A 19,306-nucleotide genomic window follows, 5' to 3' on the forward strand; every position below is an offset into this window, starting at 1 on the left:
CCGTGTCAAACATCATCCAGTGCAATGCGACGCTTGCGCACCCTCACGTGAAGCAGCACCGCCGCCAGGATCGACGCGACGAGGCTGGCCGCGAGGATCCCGGTGGTGACGGCTTCGGCCCGCTGCCGGTCGTCGCCGTACGCCAGGTCGCCGATCAGCAGTGAAACCGTGAACCCGATCCCGGCCAGCAACGACACCGCCGCCATGTCCCGCCAATGGAGCTCATCCGACAGTTTCGCCAGGCCGAGCCGCACCGACAGCCAGGCGCCGCCGAACACGCCGAGGAACTTACCGAGCACGAGTCCCGCTATCACTCCCAGAACTACCCGATCGGACAAGATAGCGCCCAGGCTGGATCCGTCCAGCTTCACCCCCGCCGACAGGAATGCGAACACGGGCACCGCCAGACCGGCCGAAATCGGGCGGAAGTAGTGGTCGGCCGCCTCCGCGGGGGAGCGTCCCTGGTTCGCGGTCGTACGGGTCAGCAGGCCCAGTGCCACTCCCGCCACGGTGGCGTGCACGCCACTGGCCTCGACGGCGTACCAGGCGGCCACGCCCAGCGGCACGAGTGTGAGCTTCTGGTGCGGCAGCAGGCCGTACGCGGCCAGCAGGGCCGCCCCCAGGAGCAGCATGAGGACGTCGACGTGGCTGGTGTAGAAGACGGCGATGACCGTGATCGCGCCCAGGTCGTCCACGACCGCGCAGGTCAGCAGGAACGCGCGGAGCGCCGCCGGCATCGCGCCGGCCGTCACGGCGAGCACGGCGAGCGCGAAGGCGATGTCGGTGGCCGTCGGGATCGCCCAGCCGCGGGCGGCGTCGCGCGCACCCCAGCTGACCAGCAGGTAGACGATGGCCGGCACGACCATTCCGGCCAGGGACGCGATGATCGGGAGGGCGGCCTTGCGGACGTTCGCCAGCTCGCCGTGGACCAGTTCCTCCTTGACCTCCAGGCCGGCCACGAAGAAGAAGATCGTCAGCAGGCCGTTCTGGGCCCACTTGTACAGCTCCATGGGGCCGAGCCGGGTCTCGCGGAGCGCGTCATAGCCGTCGGGGGACATGTTCGCCCAGGCCAGGGCGGCGACCGTGGCGGTGAGCATGATGACTCCGCCGATGGTCTCGGTGCGGAGGGCTTCGGCGAGGGCGCGGGCAGGGCGGCTCGTGGCGGTACGCATGGGACGTCTCTCTGTCGGCATGTCTCTGTCGTCACGCCGACCAGGCTTCCCGGCACACCTAGGTATCAGCGTACCCGTAAAGGGCGTATGTCCCTATATGGAGACATACGCCCTTTACGCGGCCTCAGTCCTCGGACTTCGCCGACGGGAGCTTCTCTGAGATCAGGTTCATCACCGTGCTGTCGGCCAGGGTGGTGACGTCGCCGATGCTGCGGTTCTCCGCCACGTCGCGCAGGAGGCGGCGCATGATCTTGCCGGAGCGGGTCTTGGGCAGCTCGGGCACGACCAGGATCTGGCGCGGCTTGGCGATCGGGCCCAGGGTCTTGGCCACGTGGTTGCGCAGGTCGGCGGCGATGTCGTCGCTCTCCTCCGCAGTGCCGCGCAGGATCACGAACGACACGATCGCCTGGCCCGTCACCGGGTCGGTCGCGCCGACCACGGCCGCCTCGGCCACCTTCGGGTGGCTGACCAGCGCGCTCTCCACCTCGGTGGTGGAGATGTTGTGGCCGGAGACGAGCATGACGTCGTCCACGCGGCCGAGCAGCCACAGGTCGCCGTCCTCGTCCTTCTTGGCGCCGTCGCCGGGGAAGTACATCCCGTCGAACCTGCTCCAGTACGTGTCGATGTAGCGCTGGTCGTCACCCCAGATCGTGCGCAGCATCGACGGCCACGGCTCGCGGACCACGAGGAAGCCGCCGCCTCCGTTCGGGACGCTGTTGCCCTGGTCGTCGACCACGTCCGCGGTGATGCCCGGGAGCGGGCGCATCGCGGCGCCCGGCTTGCCCGCGGTGACGCCAGGGAGCGGGCTGATCATGATGGCGCCCGTTTCCGTCTGCCACCAGGTGTCCACGACGGGGCAGCGCTCGTGGCCGATGTGCTCGCGGTACCAGACGTACGCCTCGGGGTTGATCGGCTCGCCGACGGAGCCCAGGATGCGCAGGCTGGACATGTCGTACTTCGCGGGGATGTCGTCTCCCCACTTCATGAACGTCCTGATGGCCGTGGGGGCGGTGTAGAGGATCGTGATCTTGTACTTCTGCACGATCTCCCAGAACCTGCCGCGGTGCGGGGTGTCGGGGGTGCCCTCGTAGATGACGCTCGTGGCGCCGTTGGCCAGGGGGCCGTACACGATGTAGGAGTGGCCCGTCACCCAGCCGATGTCGGCCGTGCACCAGTAGATGTCGGTGTCGGGCTTGAGGTCGAAGACCGCGTGGTGGGTCCAGGCGGTCTGGGTCAGGTAGCCGCCGGTGGTGTGCAGGATGCCCTTGGGGTTTCCGGTGGTGCCGCTGGTGTAGAGGATGTACAGCGGGTCCTCGGCGTCGTGGGGCTCGGCGGTGTGCTGGTCGCTCTGGCGCTCGACCGCGTCGTGCCACCACACGTCCTTGTCGCCGAAGGCGACGTCCTGGCCGGTACGGCGTACGACGAGGACGTGCTCGACCTGGGGGCACTCGGCGACGGCCTCGTCCACCGTGGGCTTGAGCGCCGACGGGTTGCCCCTGCGGTAGCCGCCGTCGGCGGTGATGACGAGCTTGGCGTCGGCGTCGTCGATGCGGCTCTTCAGCGCTGAGGCCGAGAACCCGCCGAACACGACCGAGTGGATCGCTCCGATGCGGGCGCAGGCCAGCATCGCGACCGGCAGCTCGGGGATCATCGGCATGTAGATGGCCACACGGTCGCCCTTGGCGACGCCCAGCTCCTGAAGGGCGTTGGCGGCCTTGCTGACCTCACGCTTGAGGTCGTTGTAGGTGAGGGTACGGGTGTCGCCGTCCGGCTCGCCCTCCCAGTAGTAGGCGACCTTGTCACCGCGGCCCTCGTCGACGTGGCGGTCGACGCAGTTGTAGGCCACGTTGAGCTGCCCGCCGGTGAACCACTTGGCGAACGGCGGATTCCACTCGAGCGTCTTCTCCCACCGTTTGGCCCAGGTCAGCCGCTCGGCTGCGCGCTCCCAGAAAGCGAGACGGTCGGCGGCGGCCTCGTCATATGCGGCGGCGGTCACGTTCGCGGCCGCCGCCAGGTCAGCCGGCGGTGCGAACCGGCGGTTCTCCTGCAGCAGGTTGGACAGCGCCTGGGTCTCGTTGCCAGGGGTCTCCGGGGCCACTTCGTTGCTCCTTCTATGGCCAGATTGGATACGTCGTGTCCCACTTCACCAGCTCACAGGCTCCACACACAAGAGGTCTAGACAGGTCCGTACCGACAGGCGCTGCTTATCAGGTCGAATGACAAACGCTATTGAAATGTTGTCATCCTGAAATCGGGAGGGGACCCATAAAGGCTTGTCGATATTCGATTGCCCCGCTTTCTCGGCCCTGCCGCGGCTCTCGGGAGGCTGGTACGGTCGGGCCGTACCCGCGGGTAGGGTCGGTCCCCGTGAGTGACCCATTGGCTGTCATCGCGGAGTTCCCCGGCGTGGCCGAGGCCGTGGAATCGGCGCGGCAGGCCGTTGACAGGCTGTATCGCCACCGCGTCCTGCGCCGGGCCAGCCCGGCGGTGTCCGCGGAGTCGTCGCTGCGCGGCGCCCGGGCGTCGGCCTGCTTGGAAGGCGTGGACGTGTCCCTCGAGGCCCTGCGCCGGGACGAGGTCCGCGACCCCCTGGTCCAGGGGGCGCTGCGTGCGTCGGCGGAGATGGGCCGGATGGGCTCGACCTGGCGTACGGCGCCCAGACAGGTGCTCGCCCGCCTGCACACGGTGGCGGCCGCCGGCCTCGCGCCGCACCCTTCCCTGGGCCGTCCGCGGTTGACGGACGAGGCGTCGGATCCGCTCGGCATGGGGCCCGCGCCGGGGGCCTCGGAGGCGGCGGCTCGCATAGACGGGCTGTTCGGCCTGCTGGAGCGGCCCACCAAGGCGCCCGCGGTCGTGCTGGCCGCCGTGGTGCACGCCGAGCTGGCCGTACTGCGGCCCTTCGGCACGGCGGACGGGATCGTGGCGCGCTCGGCCGAGCGGCTGACCCTGGTGGAGTACGGGCTGGACCCGAAGTCCCTGGTGGCCGTGGAGGTGGGGCACCTGGAGGTGGCCTATGCCGACGGGCTGCGGGCGTACCTGAGCGGGACCCCCGAGGGCGTCGCGCAGTGGGTACAGCAGTGTGCCTCCGCGGTAACCCTCGGAGTGCGCGAGACGACCGCCATCTGCGAGGCCATGCAAAGGGGCTGAGCGCTCGGCGGGCGGGGGTGCTGACATAGCTGACGGCGTCTCAGTCAAGAGACGCCGTCTGCCGGTGCATCACGCCGGGTTACCAAGCGTGCACCTCTATTCGTCGGAGCGGGTCAAGCCCGTCACGACGCGCCTCCCGCGGCTGGTCGCGCGTGGGTGCCCGGTGGATGCACCCGGACAAGGGGTCCGTGACTCCTTTCTATGCCGGATCCACCCTGATGGGAACCCCTTGGAGCAAGACCTTTACCCGCCTATGAGGCCAGGCCAGGCATATGCCTCCACCAGTACCTCCGGCCACCTGGTTACCAACCCGTGACGATCACGGAGAGTGATCTCCTTTATGTGATCGTTATGCCGTGGACAAAAAACTTGGCGAAAATGCGAGATTGCTCCTCGACGAAACTCGAGTCGATCGGGCAGCATACGTTGGTATCGCCCGAAACTGGAGCGACCGTGCACGGGTGGCTTTGCCAGTCCCTTGCCAGGCTCTGGTGAAGTGTTGAAAGCTTTCTTCTGAAACGGGACCGGCTCTACCCCCCCGGAGCCGGACCGATGAGGCGACCCCCGCTCTCCCCCCCGGCGGGGGTCGCCCCTTTTCCACCCCCTGGCCCTTCTCCAAGGCGCCCCGGGCCACCGCGCCGCCGATACGGCACTGTTGTGGCGCCGTCCGTCGCCCTCAGCCGGAGATTCGCCGTTGCGACCCATCCATCGCCCTCGGCCGCCGCCGGCCATCGCTTGGAGCGCGCTGTCTTCAAAAGAGCGGCACTAACCCACTACCCACGTCGCCGAGCCCTTCGGCGATCGCGCCCGATCACTCCAGCACCAACACCCCGCTGAGGCGCCTCGCAGATTCCCGGGCCGCAAGCGCCGGTTATCCACAGCCGCTCCACAACAGCAACCCACGATCCCCAGAACCCCGTTCACCATCTCCCCATCCCATCCACCTCCAGCAACGTTGGCCTCCCAACCCCAGCCACCAGGGAGCCCGGCAATGCACCGTCCGCTAGTCATCACCGAAGACCACGCCCTGCTCGACGACCTCGTCCGCATAGCAGCCGCGGCAGGCGCCCAGCTCGACGTGGCGCACGCCCCAGCTCACGCCCGCCCGTTCTGGAACCTGGCCCCGCTGATCGCGGTAGGCGCCGACCAGGCAGACGCCGTGGCGGCGACCTCACCGCCCACCCGAGACCAGGTCCTCCTCGTCACCCGAGCCGCCGAAGACCCGGACAGCTGGCGAAAATGCGTGGCGGTAGGCGCCCAGGCCGTCGTGGCGCTCCCCGACGACGAGCGCCACCTGGTGGAGCGGTTGGCGGACGCCATGGAGCCCGATCCCCGCTCGGGATCCGTGATCTGCGTGGTCGGCGGACGTGGCGGAGCGGGCGCGAGCGTCCTGTCGGCTTGCCTGGCCCTGCGCGCCTCGGGGGATCATCTCCGCACGCTGCTGGTTGACGCCGACCCCCTCGGCGGAGGCATCGACGCGCTCCTGGGCCAGGAGGAGGCTTCGGGCGCCCGCTGGGGAGACCTGGTGGCCCGCGAGGGCCGGATCAACTCCAGCGCACTTCAGGCGGCCCTGCCATCGTTCGGCGACCTGGCGGTGCTCTCCTTCCACAGAGGCGAGGTGGCGGCGATCCCGGCCCAGGCCATGCGCTCAGTCCTGGAGGCAGGTCAGCGGGGCTTCGACCTGATAGTCGTCGACCTCCCACGCCACCTGGACGCCGCCGCGATCGAGGCTCTGACCAGAGCGAAAACCACGTTGGTGGTGACCACGGCGGACGTACGCGGCATCTTGTCGACCGTCCAGGTGCTGGGCGAAGCGCGCAAACACACTTCCGACATCCGCGCGGTGCTCAGGCCAGGGGTTCTGGATGACGACACGGCCGCGGGTTCGCTGGGCATCCCGTCCGCCGGCACCCTGCCTGACCAGCCAAGGCTCACCGCCACCCTCAACCGCGGCGAACTCCCCAAACTGGGCCCCCGCACCGTGCTGGGTGCCCTCTGCACCACCCTCCTACGAGACCTCCTCCCGACATGACCATCCTGCCCTCATCCCAAGGCGCCGTCTCGCCGGAGCTGGTGGAAGCGGTTCGCGTACGTCTGGCCCGGGCGGGTGTCGAGCCCAGCGCCGCCCAGGTGGCAGTGGCTCTGAGAGCCGAGAAATCCGTGTACGGCGACGCGGAGATCCTCGCGGTGGCCAGGGCGCTCTGCGCCGACCTGATAGGCGCAGGACCACTGGAGCCGCTCCTGGCCAAACCGGACGTAACGGACGTCCTGGTCAACGGCCCCCGCGAGGTGTGGGTAGACGACGGGGGCGGCCTACGCCGTACCCAGGTCACCTTCACGGACGACGGAGCCGTCCGCAGGCTGGCCCAGCGCCTCGCGGCCGCCGCCGGCAGGAGGCTGGACGACGCCTCCCCGTACGTGGACGCCAGACTCGCGGGTGGCGTCCGTCTGCACGCCGTGCTCCCACCGGTGGCGTCGGGCGGCACCTGTGTGTCGCTGCGCCTGCCGCCGCGTCGCACGTTCACCCTGGAAGATCTGGTGTCGGCGGGGACGGTCACCCCGTCCGCGATCTCGGTGCTGACCGCCATGGTGACAGCCAGGCTGGCGTTCCTGGTGACAGGCGGCACCGGCACGGGCAAGACCACCCTCCTGTCGGCGTTGCTGTCGCTGGCGGACCCGGCAGAGCGCCTCCTCCTGGTGGAGGACTCCGCCGAGCTGCGCCCCCTCCACCCCCACGTGGTCCGCCTGGAAACCCGCCCGGCCAACCTGGAGGGCGCGGGCGGGGTGGGCCTACGCGACCTGGTACGCCAGGCGCTGCGCATGCGCCCGGACCGCCTGGTGGTGGGAGAGGTGAGGGGCAGTGAGGTGGTCGATCTGCTGGCCGCGCTGAACACGGGTCACGAGGGCGGCTGCGGCACCCTTCACGCGAACACTGCTGCCGACGTGCCACCTCGCCTGGAGGCGCTGGGTTGCGCGGCGGGCCTGACCCGAGAAGCCGTGCACAGCCAGCTGGCCGCAGCGCTCGACGCGGTCATCCACCTGACCCGCGGCCGCCCGGACGGCCGACGCCGCATAGCTGAGATCTGCCTGCTCTCCAGAACGTCAACCGGCTTCGTCGAGTCCATCCCCGCCCTCACCTTCGACACCCAGGGAAACTTCCGGCCCGGCCCGGCCTACGAGGCCCTGTCCCGAAGAGCACATCCATGAGGGCCCACCCACCTCAGCCGGAGCGCGACAGCCTGGCTCTACGCGGCCTTGTCGCAAAGAGCACGTCCATGAAGGCCCAGCCGGAGCGCGGCGGCTCGGCTGGACCGGACGGCGTCCTCAGGGCGCCGATGTCCATGCACCCGAGCACGGCTCAGGCGCCCTCGAGGCGCCTGCCATCGTGCACCGCCGCCACGCCGAGCAGGATCGTCCCGTCGTCCCAGACGCAACGCCGTTCGCACGTCGGAAGCAGGCGATGACCGGCACGCTGAAAGCCGCAGCGTCCAGCCGGGAGGGGTGCGGTGATCGGCCTCCTTATAGCCGCAGCGTCCAGCCCGGAGGGAGCCCGATGACCGGCCCCCTTATAGCCGCAGCGTGCACGCCGGAGGAAGCGTGATGACCAGCGCTCTGATAGCCGCGTTGTCCACAGCTTGCGCCGTATGGCTGTGGACAGCCCCCGACACTCCCACAACCCGCCTGGCCAGGCTGACCGTGGGCGGGCAGAAGCCCCAACGGAGATCCCTGAGCAGGCTGCTCACCCGCCCAACGCCCGCACGCCGAGCGGAGTCCTGGCGCCGGGCGTCAATAGAGCTATGCCAGGCCCTGTCCGCGGAGCTCTCGGCCGGCCGCACCCCGGGGGAGGCATTGACCAGGGCAATAGCAGCCGTGGACCTCCCGGCCCCGGAAGCCCTGCGTCCCGTCATCGCGGCGGCAAGGGACGGCGGCGACGTCTCCGCGGCCCTCACCTCGTCGGCCCCACCCCAAGGAGGCGAGGGCCTACGCCAACTGGCAGCCTGCTGGGAGGTGGGTGTCACGGTGGGCGCGGGCCTGGCCGCACTGGTCGAGCGAGTCGGCAGCACGTTACGCACAGCCCAAGCTCATCGCCAGGACGTCGCCGCCCAGTTGGCAGGCCCCCGCACCACGGCCAGGCTCCTCGCCGTCCTCCCGGCCCTCGGTCTCCTGATGGCCGTGGCCCTGAACATGCACCCCCTGGACTTCCTGTTCGGCAGCCTGCCCGGCCTCATGTGCGTGATCGCAGGCATCGCCCTGGACGCCTGCGGCCTGTGGTGGACCAATCGCATGGCAGCTCAAGCACAAGCCTGAACCCACAGCCGAGTCACGTACCAATCCTGATAGGACCTGGCCGATGCTCCAGTTGCTGTCCGCATTGTTCGCCGGCATGTCCACCTGGCTGTGGTTCTCACCAAGAACACCAGTGGAACGCCTGTCCCTCCTGCGCCCGCCGAAGAGACTCCACTCCGAGAACCAACGAGCGCAAAACCAGAACGAGGAGCCACATCATCCGACCTGGCTGGATTTGGCGCCACCTCGCATCACCCGCAAGACGATCATCATCGCCGCAGGCACAGGCCTGATCCTCGCCCTTCTGATCGGCGGCGTCGCCGGAGCCCTCGCGGGTATCTTGATCACTCCAGCAGTCGCGATATTCCTCCACAAAAAGCAAGCTCAGCGGCCCCACCGTGACTGCCGGCGAATCGCGGCCGACCTTCCGTTCGCCGCCGATCTGATGACGGCATGCCTCCTCGCAGGCCGCCCGGTGAGCGCCGCCACAGACATAGCCGCCGAAGCGATCGGCGGCCCACTCGGCCAACGGTTGAAATGGGTCAGCACGCAGCTACGTCTCGGCGCCGACCCCGAACCCACGTGGGGCACCCTCGCCAAGGACCCGGCCACGGCCCAGCTCTCCCGAGCCATGAGCCGAGCAGCTCAAAGCGGCGCCCCGGTGGCGGATGTCCTGACTCGCCTGGCCGACGACGCCCGCGACGCCGCCAGAGCCGCCTCCGTAGCCTCCGCCAGAAGCGTCGGCGTAAAAGCGGTGGCCCCCTTGGGCCTGTGCTTCCTACCGGCATTCGTCCTGCTAGGAATCATCCCGGTAATAGCCGGCCTGGCCGCCACGATCGTCATCCCGTAGAGCCACAGCCGACCCAATCCTGGAAGAGGACAAGCTGATCGCGCCGCTCCCAGCCGAGCTGCCGATCAACAGGCGACCGTCTTTCACGAGCCGCGCCATCGCAGTGCATCTCGCAAATCACCCGCAAGCCCCTTGCCGACGGGCTTGGCGACGGCGACGGATCACCCGCCGAGGTGCTCCGAGGGCGTGACAGCTTGCCGCCCGAGACACTTCCCACGACGAGGACCGCCCACGGGCTTCTCGCCCACGAGCACGGACTCCTCGCCCATGACAAGGGTCACCCACGTGAAGGGACTCCTCGCCGGCAAGGAGAGACCACTCGCCACGCGTAAGACCATTCGCCTCCCGCAGGACCACACGCCTCCCGCAAGATCATTCGGCTTCCGCATGGACCACTCGTCTCCCGTAGGACGATTCGCCACCGGCATGACTATTCGCCTTCGTAGGACGCCACCGGCAGGACCGTTCGCCTCCCGCAGGAGCACTCGCCTGCGCGGACGGACCGCTTATCCACAAGGACGGACTGCCGACCATCGTCAATCCACAGAACGCCGCTCGGTCCACCGGCCACCACCCCGCTTCCGCCAACCTAAGGACTCCCGCCGGACAAACCCCGGCTCCGAGCACCACCTGGAGGCACGATGCACAGTCCCGCCACCACGCCAGACGACATCAAAGCCGCCTCGAAACCGAGCCCCCACACGACGCCAGGCAGAGAGACAACAGACAAGATCCCTCAGAGCCGCAGCCACACACCCCGAAACAACCCGACAGCACCCGACACCGCCGAATCAGCGCATCCAACCGCCAAGCCGCCAAGGGACATCCCCACACCGCCCGGCGCACGAAACGAATCACCCACGAGTGCCCGATCCGGCCCCAGCCGTTCGCGCAGCAACAGATGGCTCCACTTCGCGGCCGTCAACCGGCAGCGAGGCATGTCGACGGCCGAATACGCGGTGGGCACCATCGCGGCCTGCGCCTTCGCCGCGCTCCTGTTCAAGGTAGTGAGCAGCCCAGAGGTCCAGGAAATGCTGACATCGCTCATCGACCGAGCACTCAAAACCGCCAACGGATGACCCTCCGCCACCCGCGGACCTCCATGGGCGCGAAGCGGTCGGCATCGCGGGGGTCGGTCACGGCCGAGACCGCCGCGATGCTGCCCGCGCTCATGGTCGTCCTGGCAGCCGCGTTGTGGGCCATCCAAGCCGTCGGCGCCCAGTTCGAGTGCGTGGACGCGGCCCGCGCGGCAGCGCGAGCCGCAGCCAGAGGCGAGCCACTGGAGCAGGTCAGCGCCCGAGCCCGCTCAGCCAGCCGCGCGGACGCACAGGTGACCGTAACCCGCGAAACGAAGACCACAAGAGTCGAGATCACGGTAGAAGTACGACCGCCCTGGGCCCAGCCCCTACCGGCGGTCCGCATATCCGCAACGGCTACGGCCGACACCGAGCCCGGATATCCCTGATGCAGTGAGGAAGGCGGCACCGCCGACGGGCGGGCGCCACGAAGCAACGAGACTCAGCAGGAGAGGGGAGGCACCGATCAATCCCAAGGAAAGAGGCTCAGCCACACTCTGGGGCGTAGCCCTCATGGGCCTCTTGATGGTGGTCGCCACCGCGTTCGCCACGGTCGGCTCAGTACGCGTGGCACTCCACCGCGTGAACGGCGCCGCCGACCTCAGCGCCCTGGCAGCAGCCAAACTAGCGATCATCAACCCTGAAGGCGCCTGCGCCGGAGCCGCCGCCCTCGCCACACAGAACGGCGTCGAGCTCACCCAATGCGAAATCACCAACGAGGTCGCCGACGTCCGGACCTCATTGCCGTTCTCGCTACCGCTATTAGGTACACGCACGTTGACAGGCAGAGCCCGCGCCGGCCCAGCTGTGACAACACCATGATCGAGTAATCGGCCAAGCCAGGCATCGCGACCTCGAAGGCACCGGAAATCACCGGGTACGGCATCGCGGCCTCGAAGGGGAGAGGAGCCGCCGGGTATGGCGCCGCGACCTCGGAGGTAAAGAGGAACCACCCGATATGGCGCCGCGCCTCGGAGGTAAAGAGGAACCATCTGGGTACGGCGGCGCGGCCTCGAAGGCAGAGAGGAACCGCCTCCGTGCGGCGTTGCGACCTCGAAGGCAGAGAGGAATCTCCGGGACGGAGGGCCGGCCTCAACGGCAAAGAGCATTCATCCGGTACGCGTACCGGCAAGCAGCAGGAAGAGCGGAACACGACGCCGACGCGCCAGTTCAGCGACATCACCGTTGAAGCGATCCTCCCTGGGCGCGCACTCCCGCAGAGAAGTCAGGGTAAAACCCGTCCTCATCAGGGCGGCCACATAATCCTCAACGGTGCGATGAAACCAGGTGACGGTGCCGCCCATCCAGCTCCTCGCCCGCGGCCCGTCGACGAAGTAGTCATCGACAACCCACGAAGTGCGCTTCTCCCGAGTCCCGGAGTCGTACGAAGTCAGAACGGGATGAACGACGGTGAAAACGATGCGCCCGCCGGGTGACAGGCACGCATGACAGGCGGCCAGCACGGGCTGGATGTCATTGACATAGTGAAAAGCCAACCGCGAAACGATCAGATCGAAAGACGACGGTGGAGCGGAGAAGTCCTCGATGTCGGCCATCTCCACGCGGCCAGATGTTCCGTGCAAGGCCGCATTGCCCGCCTCGACCATCGCCGCCGAGCCGTCCAGTCCCAGGTAACTACGGCAACCAGCGTTCAACAGGACCTGCCCGATGGCCGCGTCACCGCAGCCGAGATCCAACACCCGAAGCCCCGCGACCGTGCCCAACTCCTCCAGAAGAGCCGGTTCCTCCATCACGTAGTTGGGGCTCGACACGCCGCTGTGCCGAAGACCGAGGTACCGCTCGAAGACATGAGGCACGTCATAGAAGGAGCCACCACGTCCGCTTCCAGTCACGGCCAGGAGTGTAGACAGACAAATGCGCCAAGGCTCTCGTCCCCCAAAATCCGCTGGCCATGAGGGCAGGGGGATAGAGCATGATCTGACCCGGCACATGACTCGAATGGCGCGAAAAGCGATGTGGCGCTTGAGGCTGACGGGGTTAGGTCGCAATCCAGTCACGACTACTTAGACGTGGTGTCCAAGAGTTGTGTATGTCCCGTAAGGTTCCGCTTACCCTCAGTCCATGCCGTATGCGACAGGACGCTTGGGAGAGCTGGGACGAAGTCGCTAGGGTGCGGGTCCGGGGGCGGTCGGTGACCGTATCGGCCGGGCGGACTGCACTTCCGGTCGTCGCGTGAACGCCCCCAGGCGGTCAGGCGGCGCGAGGCTCTCGATGGAGGAAGCGTCGTGACGGTAGTCGGCAGAGTGGTGGCCGCAGGCGTGATCGTGGCGGGAACCATCGCACTTGGCGGATCCGCTCAGGCCGCCGCGGTGACGTTGCGGGCCGACGGGCAGATCACCTCGCCCTCAGACGGTCAGGTGGTTGCGAACTCGTCTGTGACAGTTTCCGCGCATACGGGCGTGATGCAGCTGAATGTGGGCCTGTACGTCGAAGGCCCCTCCACGCCCAGCCGGAAGGTCGCCGGAGGTGGAGCGAGCCAGACGATCTCCGGGACGTTCGACGCCGGTAACGCCCCCAACGGCACCTTCACTGTGACCCTCAAGGGAGAGATCACCGGCACCGGGTACGCGACCAGCACGTTCAAGCTGCGGCGGCCGCCCGAAGTGCCGGGCAACGTGAACGCGACCAGGCAGGGCACCACCAAGGTCCTCGTGACCTGGAGCAAGGGCTCCGAGCCGGACCTGCAGTCGTATGAGGTCTCCAACAGCCAGTCCGGCATCGTGGGGAGACTGCCCGCCGACAGCGCGTGCTCCGGATCCTCGTGCCAGGCGGCACTGGCCGTGCCGAGCAAGGCCAACGGGCAGAAGGTGGGGTTCACGGTCAAGGCGTTCAGGGGTGACGGTGACGGCGGCTCGATCGGATCGGGCAATTCGGCCGCCGCATACGTCACTTTCCCGGCGGCGCCCAAGCCCAAGAAGACCGCCGATGCCCGGACGCCCAAGACCAAGAACGTCGATTCGCTGCCCACTCTCCCGGCCAAGAAGCAGACCCTGCCGACGAGCAAGCCGACGACCCACAAGAGGCCGACCAGCAAGCTGCCGGCCATACCCGACACCGACCCCAACGGCAACCTCCCGATCCCGACCGCCGACCCGACGGGAGGTCTCACCCCAGCCGATACGAAGAACGGCGCACAGTCCGTTCCCGTGCAGCCCGTCGACGCGAAGGCGCAGTCGGGTGAGTCGCCGATCGGGAACCTCGGCCAGTACGGCGTCTACGTCGCGGGAGGCATCCTCCTGTTGCTGGTCGGCGCCCACGCGGGTGCCTGGGCGCGTCGGCGCGCGCTCGCCGCGGTCGCGGAAGGCGGCCCCGCATCCCGTACGACCGCTGCGGCTGCGGGAACGTCGTCGGCCGGTGGGGCGCAGGTCAATCAGGGGAGCGACAGCGTTCCTGTCGCCACGGCGGTGCCCCGCCGACGGCCCGCGGTGATCCTGGCGGTGGCCAAGACTCGCGTTCCCGACCGGTCGCAGGCCCAGCAGCCGTTATCAGCGGAGCGGCCTGACACGGCGGATTCCGACCGGACGCCGTCGCCCGCGCTCGATCAGAAGCGCAAGGAGGTGCCCGCCGTGCTTCCGCTCCAGGCTGAAGTGGGAGAGGTTCGAGGCATCGCGGAGACCCGTCAGGGGCCGGTCCGTATCGCCTTGCCCAGTTCCGCGGTCACGGACGTTCCGGAGTCCGACGCCTCCCCCGCGCGGCCCGCCGTACGGATCGAAGATCGGTGGGACGACTACCTGCCGCCGTCGCCCAGGTCCATGGAGGACAGTGGTTTCTGGGAGCGCCCACAGCCTGGGTCGGCCGATTTCTGGGCTGCCGACGATGACAATAAGGAAGCGGACGAGGAACGCGCTTACGCCCTTCGGCGGCACACGGGCGGCGAGAGCTGAATTCATTTTGAAGAACGGCTATGTCAGGGCCCTTACAAAAAGGGTCCTGGCGTAGGTGTAGAGCGTGGACGTCGGTCGGCCGAAGCTGGGCGTGGGAGCGGCGTCGGCTCGGATGGCCGCGCGACGTTGCAGGTGGAGCGGCACTCCCTCTTGGAGCTTGGGTGACAGTGTTACCCGCCTGGATGAAATGAGTTCAGAGGGTCTTGGCGGGGGTGGTGGGCGTTGCCGCGCGCGCCACAGCAGCTTTTATTGAGGTGTCAGCAGCGTGTTGAGGAGGCGAACGGCGCCTCGTTTGTCCAGAGGTTCGTTGCCGTTGCCGCATTTCGGGGACTGGATGCAGGAAGGGCAGCCCCGTTCGCATTCGCAGGACGTTATGGCCTCGCGCGTGGCGGTCAGCCAGTCCGCCGCCCGGGCGTAGCCGCGTTCGGCGAATCCCGCGCCGCCCTCGTGGCCGTCGTACACGAAGACCGTGAGGAGCCCTGTGTCGGCGTGGAGTTCGGTGGAGACGCCGCCGATGTCCCAGCGGTCGCAGGTGGCGAAGAGGGGGAGCAGGCCGATGGCGGCGTGCTCGGCGGCGTGGGCGGCTCCGCCGAGGTCGATGCCGGCCTCCGCGAGAGATGCCACGGCCGAGGCGGGGAGCGTCCACCAGACGGCGCGGGTGCGGAGGGTGCGTGGCGGCAGGTCGAGGGGCTCATCGCCGAGCATTTCGCCTGATTGGAGGCGTCTCTTGAGGTAGGAGACCACTTGCCGGGTCACCTCCACCTCGCCGAAGTGCAGGGTGCCGGGGCCCAGTGGGTGGGAGCGTTGGGTGGCGAGGATGGAAATGTCGGTTATGTCGCGAGCGAACGTGGTGAAGTCGGGGTTGGCGCTCGAGACGAGGGCCACTCCTGCCTCCAGATCGAGGAGCTCCACCAGGAAGGTCTCGCCCTGGTGGAGATAGACCGCGCCTGTGTGCACCGTGGTGTGGGCGGACGGCTCGTCCACGCTGCCCAGGAGGCGGCCGGTGGACGACTCCACGACCTGGATGGGGGCGCCTCCACCGCCCCGGATGTCGGCGAGATCGGTGGCGCGCTCGCGTCTGGTCCAGAACCAGCCCGCGGGACGCCTTCTGAGCAACCCCTGGGCGACCAGGTCCTCGAGGACGGTTGAGGTGGTGGCGCCGAAGATGTGCAGGTCGTCGTCGGTCAGCGGGATCTCGGCGGCCGCGGCGCAGAGGTGCGGGCCCAGCACGTACGGGTTGTCGGGATCGAGGACGATCGTCTCGACGGGCCGGCCGAACAGGGCCTGGGGGTGGTGTACGAGGTAGGTGTCCAATGGGTCGTCCCTGGCGATCAGCACGGCGAGTGCGTCCCGGCCGTCGCGGCCGGCCCGGCCCGCTTGCTGCCAGAGGGAGGCACGGGTGCCGGGCCAGCCTGCGATCAGCACGGCGTCCAGGCCTGAGACATCCACGCCCAGCTCGAGGGCGTTCGTGGTGGCGAGGCCCATGAGCGTTCCTGCGCGGAGGGCCTTTTCCAGGACCCTGCGGTCTTCCGCGAGGTAACCGGCCCGGTAGGCGGCGATCTTGTTGGGGAGGTCGGACCAGTCCGGATGGGTGGGGGTGTCTGGGATTGCCCAGGTGAGTGCGCTTTCCGGAACTGGTCCGCTCGCTTCACCACCGTGGCCGGTGGCGCGACTTGCGTTGGGCGTCCCCGTAAGGCTGTCCACCATCCGGAGTGCGCCAGAAGTGTCTGCCTTGGTTGCGCCTCGGGCGTCCGTTGAGGTGACAGTCGTCCGGCCCGCGTCAGACGGGTGGGTGGAGGTGCCTGCTGTCTGGCCCACGTCAGACGGGTCGGTGGAGGTGTCAGTCGTCCGGGCCGCGTCAGACGGGCGGGTGGAGGTGCCTGCTGTCTGGCCCGCGTCAGACGGATCGGTGGAGGTGTCAGTCGTCCGGATCGCGTCAGACGAGTCCGTGGAAGTCCCCGCTGTCTGGGTCGCCTCAGACGGGTCCGTGGAGGTGCCCCCTGCCGGGGTTGCGTCAGAGGGGTCCGTTGAGGTGTTCGTCGTCTGGGTTGCGCCAGATACATCCGCTGGAGCGTCTGTCCTATGGGGGGCGTTCGTTGGGGTGCTTGCCGTCTGGTTGGCAGCTGGGATGTTCGTCGGAGTTTGTGTCGTCCGGGGTGCGTCGGTCGGGGTGGGCGTACTCGGGAAGCGGGCTGAGAGAGAGAAGGCCACGTCGGCGAGTTTGGCGCGGGCCGTCAGGGCGACCGTCTCGGCGCCGCGGCGGGAGCGGACGAAGGCGAGCGTGCGGACGTCCGCCAGGACGAGATCCGCCAGCAGGTCCGCCGCCTCCGCCGTAGCCGTCCGCCGTACAGGTGCCCCTCCCTCGCCCCGTAGCTCCGTCAGAGGCGGCTCCCACAGCGCGATGGTGGTCGCACCCTTGGGCGAGGCGTCCACCGTCACCTCGTCCATCTCAAGCCCCGTCAGCCTCATCGCGAACGCCCCCGGCTCGCTGGCCGTCGCCGACGCGAGCAGGAATGTGGGGCGCGAGCCGTACCGGGCGCAGACGCGACGCAGGCGGCGCAGGATCTGGGCGACGTGGGAGCCGAAGACGCCGCGGTAGCCGTGGCACTCGTCCACGACGACCATGCGCAACCGGCGGAAGAACGACGACCATTGGGCGTGACGAGGGAGGATGCTTCGGTGCAGCATGTCCGGGTTCGTCAGGACGTAGTTGGCGTGCTGGCGCACCCATGTACGTTCCTCGAACGGAGTGTCGCCGTCGAAGCAGGCGGCGCGCAGCTGGGTGATGCGTAGTTCGCGCAGACTGCGCAACTGGTCGGCGGCCAGGGCCTTGGTCGGCGTGAGGTACAGGATCGTGCCGCCGTCGAGGCAGGTGGCGACCGCGGGAGTCAGGTACGCGAGGGACTTCCCCGAGGCCGTGCCGGTGGAGATGATCACGTTTCGGCCACGGAATGCCAGGTCGGCGGCCTCGTACTGGTGAGGCCAGAGTCCTGTCACCCCGTGGTTCGCCAAGCGCGTAACAAGGACTTCTGGCGTCCATTTGGGCCATTGGACTTGACCGGCCTGACGTGCTGGAACATGCTCCATATGGGTGACACGCTCATGACGTGCGGGAACACCAAGCAGGTGGCGGAGGAGTGGACCTGCCTGTTGTGGGGAGGATGCGGAGGAAGTCACTGTTTCCAGTCTTGCATCTGTGGGCAAAGTCGCCGGGAATCGTGATTTCGTATAGACACAAGCCAGACGCATGGTTGAATGCCGCGCGTCAGGGTCGGACGATCTGGGGCCACGCTCCAGATTGCCAACCCCAAGAGAGTACTTTCGCAGGCGAGGCGCTGGAGGATCTGTGGATCTGAAGTTGGATCACCGCACCGAAGACCGACTCACCATCGTGGAGGTCGAGGGTGAGATCGATGTCTACACGGCGCCGAGATTGCGTGAGCTCCTCATTGACCTGGTCAACAAGGGCAACTTCCACCTTCTCGTCAACATGGAGAAGGTGGACTTCCTCGACTCCACGGGCCTCGGTGTCCTGGTCGGGGGGCTCAAGCGGGTTCGTGCACACGACGGCTCGCTCGAGCTGGTCTGCACGCAGGAGCGCATCCTCAAGATCTTCCGGATCACCGGACTGACCAAGGTCTTCGGGATCTACGCTTCGGTTGACGAGGCCAAGGAAGCTCACGGCAAAGACAAGTAGCATGGCTACCGTCGAGCTGACGTTCAGCGCACTTCCCGCACACGTGCGGACCGCCCGGCTGGTGGCGACGGCGATAGCCCGCCGCACCGGCGTGGAGGAGTCGCTGCTGGACGAGGTCAGGCTCGCCGTGGGTGAGGCGTGCTCCCGGGCAGTCGAGGCGCACCGCGTCCACTGTCCGGGCGAGCCCATCCGCATCGAGCTGCGTGACGATTCGGGGCGTTTCGAAGTCACGGTCAGCGATCAGGCCCCTAGCGATGAGATCAAGCAAGAGCAGCCCCTGGATCTGGGCATGCTCTCAGACTCGTTCATGTCAGGCTTCGGCATCGCGGTCATCGCAGGCCTGGCCGACGACGTCGAGGTCTTCCCCAGCCCGAAGGGCACGAACATCCGCATGAGCTGGCCCGCCGCCGGCAACGTGGGCTGAGCCCACTTCATGCCTCGCTCGCCGCGCTGGGCGCCGCGCCTTTCGACGCCCAGCCCGGCGATGCCGACCATGGCCGGCTCGCACGTGGCGGGTGGATTTCTTTTTGTTACGGCGGGGCCGACTTGGCGCCACCCGCCGTACGTGGCTGGGGGCCTCCAGAGAGACGCCGGCTGACCCGCACGTGGCCGGCCACCGTCACGGCGCCCAGACACCGTGGCTTCCGTTTCGGCTGACCAGAAGCGCTTGCGTTTCGGCTGATCCGGAGGCGCCTTCCGGCTTCGGCTTGCCCCGCAGCGGATGGCGGACGAGCGTCGGCGGACCAGGGGCGAGGAACTCCGGTGCGGCTGGGTGCCGCTGTGGGTGAAGGTTCCGGTGGGACGTCAGGTTCTCGGATGAGGTGCGGACGGCACGTTCGAGCCCCGGTGTCCGGGTGCGGATGAAACGCCAGGCTCGCGGGTGATCTGCGGACGGCAGGCCCGAGTAGAGGTGCGCGGTGGCAGCCTGGGACATGGGGTCGGGCCGGCCTGTGGAGGGCCGGCGGGGTTTCGGCGGGGGCGTGAGGTTGGTGGCCGTGCTGGCATGGTGCTGGCGGCCCGGGTTCCGGTCCGGACATATCGATAGGTTTTCATGACCGTAAACCCGGGGAAATTTCACCTGTCAGGCCGCAAACCGGGTCGCTGTCAGGGGATTACCAGACGGACGCACAAATAGCCGCCTCGAGAGCCTTCATATCCGTTGAGTGCCTGCG

The 19,306-nt window shown here is 68.2% G+C and carries 15 protein-coding genes; 11 read left to right on the forward strand and 4 right to left on the reverse strand.

The window, feature by feature from the left end; all coding sequences use genetic code 11:
• Positions 1-5 precede the first annotated feature (5 nt).
• Positions 6-1,172, reverse strand: a complete 1,167-nt coding sequence (gene nhaA / locus ACQPWU_RS02360) for a Na+/H+ antiporter NhaA (protein ID WP_433436650.1) — start codon at positions 1,170-1,172, stop codon at positions 6-8.
• Positions 1,173-1,296: 124 nt separating this feature from the next.
• Positions 1,297-3,270 carry an acetate--CoA ligase gene (gene acs, locus ACQPWU_RS02365; protein WP_433436652.1) on the reverse strand — a complete coding sequence of 658 codons (1,974 nt, stop codon included), beginning with the start codon at positions 3,268-3,270 and terminating at the stop codon, positions 1,297-1,299.
• Positions 3,271-3,539: 269 nt separating this feature from the next.
• Between acs and ACQPWU_RS02370 the strand changes: the two genes are divergently transcribed.
• The 8 genes from ACQPWU_RS02370 to ACQPWU_RS02405 all read left to right on the forward strand — a co-directional run bounded on the left by ACQPWU_RS02370 (position 3,540) and on the right by ACQPWU_RS02405 (position 11,354).
• Positions 3,540-4,319, forward strand: a complete 780-nt coding sequence (locus ACQPWU_RS02370) for an oxidoreductase (RefSeq protein WP_433436654.1) — start codon at positions 3,540-3,542, stop codon at positions 4,317-4,319.
• A gap of 991 nt (positions 4,320-5,310) precedes the next feature.
• Positions 5,311-6,351, forward strand: a complete 1,041-nt coding sequence (gene ssd / locus ACQPWU_RS02375) for a septum site-determining protein Ssd (RefSeq protein WP_433436656.1) — start codon at positions 5,311-5,313, stop codon at positions 6,349-6,351.
• A complete protein-coding gene (locus ACQPWU_RS02380; protein WP_433436658.1) occupies positions 6,348-7,526 on the forward strand; it encodes a TadA family conjugal transfer-associated ATPase in 1,179 nt (392 codons plus the stop codon). The genes ssd and ACQPWU_RS02380 overlap by 4 nt, the downstream gene beginning before the upstream one ends.
• Before the next feature lie 393 nt (positions 7,527-7,919).
• Complete coding sequence (locus ACQPWU_RS02385) at positions 7,920-8,627, forward strand: type II secretion system F family protein (RefSeq protein ID WP_433436660.1); 708 nt, start codon at positions 7,920-7,922, stop codon at positions 8,625-8,627.
• A 43-nt stretch (positions 8,628-8,670) separates the two neighbouring features.
• Positions 8,671-9,456: a type II secretion system F family protein gene (locus ACQPWU_RS02390; RefSeq protein WP_433436662.1), complete on the forward strand. Its 786-nt coding sequence runs from the start codon at positions 8,671-8,673 to the stop codon at positions 9,454-9,456.
• 641 nt (positions 9,457-10,097) lie between these two features.
• Entirely contained in the window at positions 10,098-10,535 is a 438-nt protein-coding gene (locus ACQPWU_RS02395) for a DUF4244 domain-containing protein (RefSeq protein ID WP_433436664.1), read from the forward strand.
• Between the two features lie 23 nt (positions 10,536-10,558).
• Positions 10,559-10,921: a TadE family type IV pilus minor pilin gene (locus tag ACQPWU_RS02400; protein ID WP_433445142.1), complete on the forward strand. Its 363-nt coding sequence runs from the start codon at positions 10,559-10,561 to the stop codon at positions 10,919-10,921.
• Positions 10,922-10,925: 4 nt separating this feature from the next.
• Complete coding sequence (locus tag ACQPWU_RS02405) at positions 10,926-11,354, forward strand: Rv3654c family TadE-like protein (protein ID WP_433436666.1); 429 nt, start codon at positions 10,926-10,928, stop codon at positions 11,352-11,354.
• Positions 11,355-11,641: 287 nt separating this feature from the next.
• On the opposite strand, the gene ACQPWU_RS02410 is transcribed toward ACQPWU_RS02405, so the two are convergent.
• A complete protein-coding gene (locus tag ACQPWU_RS02410; RefSeq protein ID WP_433436668.1) occupies positions 11,642-12,385 on the reverse strand; it encodes a class I SAM-dependent DNA methyltransferase in 744 nt (247 codons plus the stop codon).
• Between the two features lie 393 nt (positions 12,386-12,778).
• On the opposite strand from ACQPWU_RS02410, the gene ACQPWU_RS02415 reads away from it, so the two are divergent.
• Positions 12,779-14,437, forward strand: a complete 1,659-nt coding sequence (locus ACQPWU_RS02415; RefSeq protein ID WP_433436670.1) for a hypothetical protein — start codon at positions 12,779-12,781, stop codon at positions 14,435-14,437.
• A gap of 246 nt (positions 14,438-14,683) precedes the next feature.
• On the opposite strand, the gene ACQPWU_RS02420 is transcribed toward ACQPWU_RS02415, so the two are convergent.
• Complete coding sequence (locus ACQPWU_RS02420) at positions 14,684-17,374, reverse strand: DEAD/DEAH box helicase (protein WP_433445144.1); 2,691 nt, start codon at positions 17,372-17,374, stop codon at positions 14,684-14,686.
• A 409-nt stretch (positions 17,375-17,783) separates the two neighbouring features.
• Here ACQPWU_RS02420 and ACQPWU_RS02425 point away from each other — a divergent pair, with 409 nt between their 5' ends.
• The gene (locus ACQPWU_RS02425) at positions 17,784-18,134 is read left to right on the forward strand and encodes an STAS domain-containing protein (protein WP_043629845.1); all 351 of its coding nucleotides are present in this window, start codon (positions 17,784-17,786) and stop codon (positions 18,132-18,134) included.
• Between the two features lies 1 nt (position 18,135).
• Positions 18,136-18,558, forward strand: coding sequence for an ATP-binding protein (locus ACQPWU_RS02430; protein ID WP_360694150.1), 423 nt, complete (start codon positions 18,136-18,138; stop codon positions 18,556-18,558).
• Positions 18,559-19,306 lie beyond the last annotated feature (748 nt).

It is taken from the genome of Nonomuraea sp. CA-141351 (assembly GCF_050944675.1).
In the GTDB taxonomy this organism is placed as follows: domain Bacteria; phylum Actinomycetota; class Actinomycetes; order Streptosporangiales; family Streptosporangiaceae; genus Nonomuraea.

Excerpts from the sequence above, each read along its gene's own strand:
- ACQPWU_RS02400 (WP_433445142.1), top strand. The coding sequence starts at position 10,559 with ATGGGCGCGAAGCGGTCGGCATCGCGGGGGTCGGTCACGGCCGAGACC.
- ssd (WP_433436656.1), top strand. The coding sequence starts at position 5,311 with ATGCACCGTCCGCTAGTCATCACCGAAGACCACGCCCTGCTCGACGAC.
- ACQPWU_RS02380 (WP_433436658.1), top strand. The coding sequence starts at position 6,348 with ATGACCATCCTGCCCTCATCCCAAGGCGCCGTCTCGCCGGAGCTGGTG.
- nhaA (WP_433436650.1), bottom strand. The coding sequence starts at position 1,172 with ATGCGTACCGCCACGAGCCGCCCTGCCCGCGCCCTCGCCGAAGCCCTC.
- ACQPWU_RS02395 (WP_433436664.1), top strand. The coding sequence starts at position 10,098 with ATGCACAGTCCCGCCACCACGCCAGACGACATCAAAGCCGCCTCGAAA.
- ACQPWU_RS02430 (WP_360694150.1), top strand. The coding sequence starts at position 18,136 with ATGGCTACCGTCGAGCTGACGTTCAGCGCACTTCCCGCACACGTGCGG.
- ACQPWU_RS02390 (WP_433436662.1), top strand. The coding sequence starts at position 8,671 with ATGCTCCAGTTGCTGTCCGCATTGTTCGCCGGCATGTCCACCTGGCTG.
- ACQPWU_RS02385 (WP_433436660.1), top strand. The coding sequence starts at position 7,920 with ATGACCAGCGCTCTGATAGCCGCGTTGTCCACAGCTTGCGCCGTATGG.